Source organism: Methylopila musalis, assembly GCF_042679725.1.
GTDB lineage: Bacteria > Pseudomonadota > Alphaproteobacteria > Rhizobiales > Methylopilaceae > Methylopila > Methylopila musalis.
In genome coordinates, this window is sequence record NZ_JBHTMX010000191.1 from 1 (window position 1) to 5,378 (window position 5,378).

Consider the following 5,378-nt stretch of genomic DNA (forward strand, 5'->3'; position numbering starts at 1 on the left):
GCGCGGTGGAGCAGGCCTGGCGCGACGCGCAGGGGCCGGCGGCTCGCCTCGCCGCGAAGGACGATGCGAGCCTGCGCGACGCGCTCCGGCGCATCGACGCCGCCAAGGCGGCGAAGCCGCCCAAGAGCCTCGCTATTCTGGCCCTCGCCCTCGGCGCGGCGCTCGCGGGCGGGCTGTGGCTGGAGCGGCCGCACCTGTTTCAGGATATCGTCGCCGACCATGTGGCGCCGCGGGGCGAACGGCGCGCGGTGACGCTCGCCGACGGCTCCACCGCGCTGCTCGACGCCGACAGCGCGCTCGACGAGGCCTTTGGGGCGGAGCGCCGGGTGCGGCTGCTCCGGGGCGCGGCCTATTTCGAGGTGAAGACCAGCGCCACGCCCTTCGTGGTCGAGACGCGGGACGCGGAGACGCGCGTGCTCGGCACCGGCTTCGAGGTGCGGCTTTTAGAGCACGGCGGCGCCGTCACGCTCGCCCACGGCGCGGTGGCGGTGCGCGGCCACGACGGCCGCGAAGCCCGGCTCGCGCCCGGCGACGCCGTGGCCTTCGGGCCGCAGGGCGTCGGCCGGCCCGCGCCGGCAGACGTGGACGGCGCGCTCGCCTGGCGCGGAGGACGGTTCGTGTTCTACCGCATGCGCCTCGCCGACGTGGCGCGGCAGATCGAGCGTTACCGGCCGGGCCGGATCGTGGTGGCCTCGGGCGAGCTGGCGGACGAGCGCATCACCGGCACGCTCGACCTCTCGGACACGGACGCCGCGCTCGAATCGCTTAAGGCCAGCGTGGGGTTCCGGGTCACGGCGCTGACGGGACGGCTCGTGATCCTCCGTCGCTGAAAAAAATGCGCCTCAGTGGTTCAGTGAACGCCGCCGCCGTCCGTCTGGCTCTGTGAGGCCCGCCAAACCACCGGCGGGCATGACGGGGATTTGCGCGTGATGTCGATGAAGAGCGTGTTGCTTGCGGGCCTTGCGGCCGGGGCGCTGACGGCGGCTGTCGGGGCGGCGGGGGCCGAGCCTGCGAACGCGCGCCGGGTGCGGATCGACATCGACGCCAAGGCCGCGCCGCAGGCGTTGAACGAGCTCGGCCGCGCCATGGGCCTCGCCGTGGTGATCCGCGAGAACAGCCCCATCACCGCCAGCACCCGGCCGGTCAAGGGCGAGATGACCGCGCGCGAGGCGCTGGGCCGCATGCTGTCCGGCACCGGCTACGCCTATCGCTTCGTGAACGAGGGCACGGTCTCGATCTTCAGCCCGGCAGCCGAGGCCGCGCCCGTGGCGCTGGAGGAGACGGTGGAGCTGCCGCCGCTCGCGGTCTCCGGACAGGGCGAGACCGCCACCGGCCCGGTCAACGGCTTCGTCGCCACCCGCTCGGCCACCGCCTCCAAGACCGACGCCGCGCTGATCGAGACGCCGCAGTCGATCTCGGTCATCCCGCGCGACCAGATGGACGCGCAGGGCGCGACGACGGTCGGCGAAGCGCTGCGCTACACCGCGGGCGTGGTGGCCGGCACCGCCGGCCTGCAGAGCCGCCGTTTCGATCCCGTGTTCCTGCGCGGCTTCGGCGGCTTTTCGGCGGACGCCAGCTACGCCTCCTATCAGGACGGCCTGCGCTGGAACTTCCCGTCGCGCACCGCGGTGCAGATCGACTCCTTCCTGCTGGAGCGGGTGGAGGTGTTCCGCGGCCCGTCCTCGGTGCTCTACGGCCGCGCCCAGCCGGGCGGCTTCGTCAACCTCGTCACCAAGCGCCCCACCGACACGCCGGTGAACGAGGTGTTTGCGCGCGTCGGCAATCACGCCTATCTGGAGAGCGGCTTCGACGTTGGCGGCAAGGTCGACGCGGAGGGCGCGCTCACCTACCGCATGATCGCCGCCGGTCGGCTGGCCGAAACCCAGATCGACTATCAGAAGGACCAGCGCATCCTGCTGGCGCCGTCCTTCACCTGGCGGCCGGACGACCGGACCTCGCTGACCGTGCAGGCGGTGTACCAGCACGATCCGCACACCTCCGACGCCGGCTTCGTTTCGCCCCGCGGCACGATCCTGGGCGTCCCCGGCCACGGCAAGCTGTCCAACAGCTTCTTCCAGGGTGACAAGAACTGGAACCGCTTCGACCGCACCCAAGCCTGGATCGGCGCCCAGTTCGAGCATGAGTTCAACGACAACCTGACGTTCCGCTCCAACGCCCGTTACGGCAAGCTCAAGGACACGTTCAGGAGCGTGGATTTCAGCGCGCTCGGCTCGGACAACGCCACGCTGTCGCGCTTCTCCACGATCTCGAAGCACGACGTCGACAATTTCGGCGTCGACAACCAGCTCGAGGGCAAGTTCGACACGGGCCCGCTCCGTCACACCGTGCTGGTCGGCCTCGACTACCAGTGGATGGACGGTCCGTGGGACTACGGCTTCGCCGCCGCGCCCAGCATCGACATCTGGAATCCGGACAACGACCAGTCCTTCCTCAAGCCGAGCCCCTTCGTCCATTTCGAGAACTCGATCGAGCAAGTCGGCGTCTACGCGCAGGATCAGATCGCCTTCGACAGGTGGCGGCTGTGGCTGTCCGGTCGCCATGACTGGTCCAAGATCAGCAGCTCCCGATCGCTGATCGCCACGGGAGCCACGCTGTCCAGCCAGGAGGCGGAGGACAAGGCCTTCACCGGCCGCGCGGGCCTCGTCTATCTGTTCGACAACGGCCTTGCGCCGTATGTGAGCTACTCGACGTCGTTCGAGCCGTCGCTGAACAACGTGGTGGGCAAGAGCACCTTCGATCCGACCACCGGCGAGCAGTGGGAGGCGGGCTTCAAGTATCAGCCGCCGGGCTACAACGCCTTCATCACGGTGGCGGCCTTCGACATCAAGAAGCAGAACGTCGCGACCTCCTACACCGACCCCCTCACGGGCGACATCGACGTGCGCGTCGACGGCGAAATCCGCTCCCGCGGCTTCGAGATCGAGGGCAAGGCGAGCCTCGCCGAGGGCTTGGACCTGACGGCGAACTACACCTACATCGACATGAGGGTGACGAAGGGCGAAGACGGAATCCAGGGCAAGCGCCCGGTGGCCGTGCCGCAGCACACCGGCGCGATCTGGGTGGATTACGCCTTCCAGCCGTCGAGCGCCCTTCTCGGCCTCAAGCTCGGCGGCGGCATCCGTTATGTGGGCACGGCGTTCGGCACGGCCACGAACCTGTGGGGCGAGCCCGGCTACGAGCTGACGCCCTCCAAGGTGCCCAGCTTCACGCTTGTGGACGCCGCCGTCACCTATGACTTCGGCAAGCGCGATCCGCGCTTCGACGGGTTCAGCGTGACGGTCAACGCCAAGAACCTGTTTGACAAGAGCTACATCGCCGCCTGCAACGGCTTCAGCTCGTGCACCTTCGGCGAGGGCCGCACGGTGCTGGCGACGGCGCGCTACCGCTGGTGAGGCGGCGCGACGTCGTCCTCGGCGGGCTCGCGCTGGCGGGCCTCGGCGTCCCGGCGCGGGCGGCGGCGATCTCCGTCGTCGATCAGGCCGGGCGCACGGTCACGCTGGACCGGCCGGCGCGCCGCCTGATCCTGTCGGACGGGATCGACCTGATCGCGCTCGGGCTGATCCACGACCGGCCGGCGGAGCTGCTCGTCGGCTGGAACGCCACATGGCTCGACGCCGACACGCTGGCGACGCTGGAGGCGGCCGACGCCCGCCTCGCCGCGGTCCCGAAGCTCGGCGCCGCGTCGCCGGACGCGCTGCCGATCGAGAACCTGATCCGGCTCGAACCCGATCTGGTGGTGCTCAGCCCCTATTTCGCCGCCCACGCCGCAGGCGTCGCGGCGCTGGAGCGGGCCGGGATCGCGGTCGCGGTGCTCCAGCCCTCGCCCAGCCTGCGCGACGGCGCGCAGGGGCTTGCGCTGCTCGGCGCGCTCATCGGCCGGGCGCGGGAGGCGGAGGCCTACCTGTCGTTCTTCCGGGAGCGGAGCGGCGTCATCCGCGACCGGCTGGCCACGGCCGGCGGCGCCCGGCCGTCCGTGCTGCTGGAGGCCCATGCGGGGGCGGGGACATGCTGCCTGTCGCCCGGCCGGGGCCAGAGCATCGGCGATCTGGTGGCGGCGGCGGGCGGCCGCAACATCGGCGACGGCGTCATCGCCGGCATGGCGGGCCAGCTGTCGCTGGAATATGTGCTCGCCGCCGAGCCGCAGGTCTATGTGGGCACCGGCGGCGCCTATCTCGCCGGCCGCGGCGGGCTGGTGCTGGGCCCCCGCCGCGCGGCGGACGAGGCGCGTGCCTCGCTCGCGCGGGCGCTCGCCCGTCCGGGACTGTCGGAGATCCCCGCGATCCGCGACGGCCGCGCCTATGGGCTGTGGCACGATCTCGCCCGCTCCGCGCTCAATCTGGTGGCGCTGGAGGCGCTGGCCCGCTGGATCCGGCCCGACCTGTTCGGCGATCTCGACCCGCAGGCGACGCTCGACCATATCAACGCCCGGCTCTCCGCCATTCCGGTGACGGGCGCGCTGTGGGTGGAGGCGCGGCGGTGAGCGCGGGGCGGCTCCGGGCCGAGGCGGTCGTGCGCCTGCCTAGGATCGGCCAGCACGTGGAGCCGATCTGCGCCCATCTGGAAGGCCACGGCGCGCGCCGTCGCCGTGCGGGCGGCGCGGAGGAGATCGTGTTCCCGTTCGCGCTCGGGCGGTTCGAGGCGGAGCCGGACGCCCTGCGCATCGTGGCGGAGGCGGAGGACGCCGATCTGCTGTTCGAGCTTCAGGCCGAGATCGAGGAGCATGTGGAGGAGTTCGCCGGCCGCGCGGCCCTGCCGCTGGCCTGGAGCGGCGACGCCGCGCCGCGGCCCGAGCGGCCCCCGAACGTGCGGCTCGCCACGGTGGTCGGCGCCCGCCGGCTGTCGCCCGGCTTCCGCCGGGTGACGCTCGCCTGTCCGCGGCCGCTGCGCTTCACCAGCCCGAACGACCTGCATGTGAAGCTGCTCGCGCCGCCGAAGGGCCACGCGCCGGAATGGCCCACGTTCGGTCCGGACGGCGGCTTCCGCTGGCCCTCCGGGCCGGGGCGGCCGGAGGTGCGCAAATACACGGTGCGGAGCTTCGACCTTGCCGCCGGAACGCTCGACCTCGATTTCGCGCTGCACGACGACGCCGGGCCGGGCGCGCGCTGGGGCGCGGAGGCGCAGCCCGGCGACGTGGTCGGTCTTGTCGGTCCCGGCGGCCGCGCGGCGAAGGCTGCGGACTGGCTGCTGCTCGCGGGCGACGAAACCGCGCTGCCCGCCATCGCCCGCATTCTGGAGACCGCCGCGCCCCAGACGCGCGGCGTCGCCGTGATCGAACTCGCCGACCCGGCCGACCGGCAGGCGATCGCGGCGCCCGCCGGGGTGGAGCTGCGCTGGCTCACGCGCGGGCGCGACGCGCC

General features: G+C 72.2%; 4 protein-coding genes. All 4 read left to right on the plus strand.

Annotated elements, in window-relative coordinates; translation table 11 throughout:
* Positions 1-830, plus strand: an 830-nt coding sequence (locus ACFQ4O_RS14705; RefSeq protein ID WP_378776626.1) for a FecR family protein, incomplete at its 5' end; no start/stop codon positions are given.
* Between the two features lie 99 nt (positions 831-929).
* Positions 930-3,413 (plus strand): TonB-dependent siderophore receptor, encoded by a 2,484-nt coding sequence (locus tag ACFQ4O_RS14710; RefSeq protein ID WP_378776628.1) that lies wholly within the window; start codon positions 930-932, stop codon positions 3,411-3,413.
* Complete coding sequence (locus ACFQ4O_RS14715) at positions 3,410-4,501, plus strand: ABC transporter substrate-binding protein (RefSeq protein WP_378776630.1); 1,092 nt, start codon at positions 3,410-3,412, stop codon at positions 4,499-4,501. The genes ACFQ4O_RS14710 and ACFQ4O_RS14715 overlap by 4 nt, the downstream gene beginning before the upstream one ends.
* On the plus strand, positions 4,498-5,378 hold an 881-nt coding region (locus tag ACFQ4O_RS14720; RefSeq protein ID WP_378776632.1), incomplete at its 3' end, for a DUF2218 domain-containing protein. The genes ACFQ4O_RS14715 and ACFQ4O_RS14720, both read left to right, overlap by 4 nt.